Source organism: Cellulomonas bogoriensis 69B4 = DSM 16987 (genome assembly GCF_000767165.1).
In the GTDB taxonomy this organism is placed as follows: domain Bacteria; phylum Actinomycetota; class Actinomycetes; order Actinomycetales; family Cellulomonadaceae; genus Actinotalea; species Actinotalea bogoriensis.
The window spans coordinates 1-3,028 of record NZ_AXCZ01000240.1; the positions used below are offsets into that span (position 1 = coordinate 1).

Sequence of the window (3,028 nt, forward strand, 5' to 3'; positions counted from 1 at the left end):
GGTCGCTCGGTCGGCCGCCCGGCCCCGTGCGCGCGCCGGCCGTGGGACCGGTCAGGTCCACGGGGGGCCCGGACCCGTCCAGGGCTGCGCCCAGCCGGCGGGCCGTGATGTCCAGATCGTCCGGGGACGGGTCGTCCACGACACCGTCGGGGACCAGGGGGACGGAGCGTCGGTGCACGTCAACAGCGTAGGTGCGACGTACAGTGACGATGCCGCACGTGACGTTCGCCCGTGCCGGCCGACCGTGTTGTCCCGCCGGTGCCCACCGGCAGCAGGAGGAGCGAACCCATGTCGACGTCGAACCCGTGGGGTGCCGCCCGCCGCCGACCTGCCCGTCGCCAGGCCGCCCGGCAGCCGGGTGGTCACGGTCGGGTGCGGGCCGCCGCGCGGCGTGCGGGTGCCCTGGTGTCCGGGACGTGCGTGGTGGTGGCGGCGACGGCCTGCGCCCAGCCTCCCGAACCGGTCGTGCCGGACCCGGTGACGGTCACCCCCGCGATCGAGGTCACCCGCGCGACCCCGCCGCCGCCGGACGTCCCGGTCGTGTGGCCGCTGACCGGGGTGGAGGTCGAGGAGGTCACGCCCCGCCCCGCGGTCGCGGTCAAGGTCGAGAACTCCGCCCAGTCCCGCCCCCAGACCGGTCTGGAGCACGCGGACGTCGTGTGGGAGACGGTCGTGGAGTTCGACGTCTCCCGGTACGTGGCCGTGTTCCACTCCACGGTGCCCGGGGACGTCGGCCCCATCCGGTCGGTCCGACCCGTGGACCCCGCCCTCGTGGCCCCCCTGGGCGGGCTGCTGGCGTTCTCCGGTGGGCAGGACGGCATCCTCGCCGAGGTCCGTTCCTCCGGGGTGCAGGTCATCAGCCACGACGACGGTGACCCGGGGCTGTACCGGATCAGCTCGCGGCGGGCGCCCCACAACGTGTACGGGTCGATGGAGACGTTCTTGGCGCAGGCCGGCGCCGACCGGTCCGCGCCACCGCCCCGCCAGTTCGCGTTCGCCCGGGACGCGGCGTCGGCCACCGCGGTGGTCGACGGCTCACCTGCGACGAGCCTGACGTTCCGGCTGTCGAGCCTGGCCCGGCCCTCGTGGACCTGGGACTCCGGGGAGGGCCTGTGGCTGCGGTCCGAGGCCGGGGTGCCCGCCGCGTCGTCCTCGGGCGAACGGTTGTCGGCCGTGAACGTCGTCGCGGTCACCGCCCCGCACCCGGACACCCGCTACCGCGCGCAGGGCGGGGCCCGGGTCCCCACCTACGACCTGGTCGGCAGCGGCCCCGTGACGGTCGCGACCGGTGGCCGCACCGTCCGTGGCACCTGGTCCAAGGAGGGCCTGGACGCGCCCCTGGAGCTGTTCGACGCCGAGGGGGACCCGTTGCTCCTGGCGCCGGGCCGCACCTGGGTCGAGCTCGTCCCCCGGGGCACCGGGTCCTACACGGTGGGCTGATCCGGGGACACCCCTACGACCTGGGGATGACCCCGGTGCCGTGCCCTGATCCCGGGGTCGGAGGCGGGCGCCTCGAGGTCCATCCGCGGGGCCGATCCGCGACCGGCACCCCGCGCGGCACAGTCGTCGTATGGCACACATCGCACGTCATGACGACGACATCCGCACCGTCACCATCCACCCGGTCGCGGGCCACCGGGCCGACTCCGCCCCGGGCTCGGAGGAGGAGGCGCGTGAACGCCTCCGGTCCACCATCCCCGTCCTGGTCTCCGTGGTCATGCTGTTCGGTCTGGTGGTCGGGGCCGCCCTGGTCGCCCGTGAGGTCGCCGACCTGGGCGTGTGGCTGGTGTCCTCGCGCTGACCCTCAGAACGCGTAGGGGAACGCCGACCAGTCGGGGTCCCTGCGCTGCAGGAACGCGTCCCGGCCCTCGACCGCCTCGTCGGTCATGTACGCCAGGCGCGTGGCCTCACCGGCGAACACCTGCTGGCCCATGAGCCCGTCGTCGGCGAGGTTGAACGCGAACTTCAGCATCCGCACCGCCTGGGGCGACTTCCCGGCGATGATGCGGGCGTGCTCCAGCGCCAGGGCCTCCAGGTCGTCGTGGTCGGCGACCTCGTTGACGGCCCCCCACCGTTCGGCGTCGTCGGCGGAGTACTCCCGCGCCAGGAAGAAGATCTCCCGCGCGCGCTTCTGACCGACCTGGCGGGCCAGGTACGCCGACCCGTACCCCCCGTCGAACGACCCGACGTCGGCGTCGGTCTGCTTGAAGCGGCCGTGCTGACGGCACGCGAGCGACAGGTCGGCCACCACGTGCAGCGAGTGCCCCCCGCCGGCCGCCCACCCGTCCACCACCGCGACGACGACCTTGGGCATGGTGCGGATCAGGCGCTGCACCTCCAGGATGTGCAGCCGCCCGGCGCGGGCCGGGTCGATGCGGTCCGCGAGCTGGGCGTCGGGGGAGTCGGTGTACCGGTACCCGTCCCGCCCGCGGATGCGCTGGTCGCCGCCCGAGCAGAACGCCCACCCCCCGTCCTTGGGGCTGGGTCCGTTCCCGGTGAGCAGGACGATGCCGACGTCGGACGTCATGCGCGCGTGGTCCAGGACCCGGTAGAGCTCGTCGACGGTGTGCGGCCGGAACGCGTTGCGGACCTCGGGCCGGTGGAACGCCACGCGCACCACGGGCAGGTCCCGCTCCTCGGGACCGGTGCGGTCCACACCCCGGTGGTACGTCAGGTCGGTCAGCCCGGTGAACCCTTCGACGGCCCGCCACCGCTGGGGGTCGAACGTGTCGGAGACCGGGTCGGGCGGTGCGCTCATCCGGTCACCCTAGAGCGAGAGGTCAGTACGGTGGTGGGGTGAGCGCCGAGCTGCACGTCTACCGCGTGGGTCTGCGCACCCGGTTCCGTGGCCTGACCGCGCGTGACGGCGCGCTGGTCCGCGGCGAGGCCGGGTGGGGGGAGTTCGCACCGTTCTGGGACTACGACGACCACGCCGCCCGGGCGTGGTGGCGGGCAGCCCGCGAGGCCGCCGACGGCGCATGGCCCGCCCCCGTGCGGGACCGGGTGCCGGTGAACGTCACGGTCCCGG

The 3,028-nt window shown here is 74.6% G+C and carries 3 protein-coding genes and 1 pseudogene; 3 read left to right on the forward strand and 1 reads right to left on the reverse strand.

From position 1 onward, the window contains the following. The first annotated feature begins 288 nt into the window (after positions 1-288). Together N869_RS13970 and N869_RS13975 are read left to right on the forward strand one after the other, a co-directional pair. A complete protein-coding gene (locus tag N869_RS13970) occupies positions 289-1,440 on the forward strand; it encodes a DUF3048 domain-containing protein (protein WP_084137215.1) in 1,152 nt (383 codons plus the stop codon). 130 nt (positions 1,441-1,570) lie between these two features. Next, on the forward strand, positions 1,571-1,801 hold the full coding sequence (locus N869_RS13975; RefSeq protein ID WP_035062591.1) for a hypothetical protein: 231 nt from the start codon (positions 1,571-1,573) through the stop codon (positions 1,799-1,801). Positions 1,802-1,804: 3 nt separating this feature from the next. Here N869_RS13975 and N869_RS13980 read toward each other — a convergent pair whose 3' ends face one another. Further along, positions 1,805-2,758 (reverse strand): 1,4-dihydroxy-2-naphthoyl-CoA synthase, encoded by a 954-nt coding sequence (locus tag N869_RS13980; RefSeq protein WP_035062593.1) that lies wholly within the window; start codon positions 2,756-2,758, stop codon positions 1,805-1,807. 38 nt (positions 2,759-2,796) lie between these two features. Between N869_RS13980 and N869_RS13985 the strand changes: the two are divergent. Next, positions 2,797-3,028: pseudogene (locus N869_RS13985) on the forward strand (o-succinylbenzoate synthase); the annotation flags it as partial.

What these genes read in the sequence shown, in the direction of transcription:
- N869_RS13980 (WP_035062593.1), bottom strand. Translation starts at nt 2,758, where the DNA reads ATGAGCGCACCGCCCGACCCGGTCTCCGACACGTTCGACCCCCAGCGG.
- N869_RS13975 (WP_035062591.1), top strand. Translation starts at nt 1,571, where the DNA reads ATGGCACACATCGCACGTCATGACGACGACATCCGCACCGTCACCATC.
- N869_RS13970 (WP_084137215.1), top strand. Translation starts at nt 289, where the DNA reads ATGTCGACGTCGAACCCGTGGGGTGCCGCCCGCCGCCGACCTGCCCGT.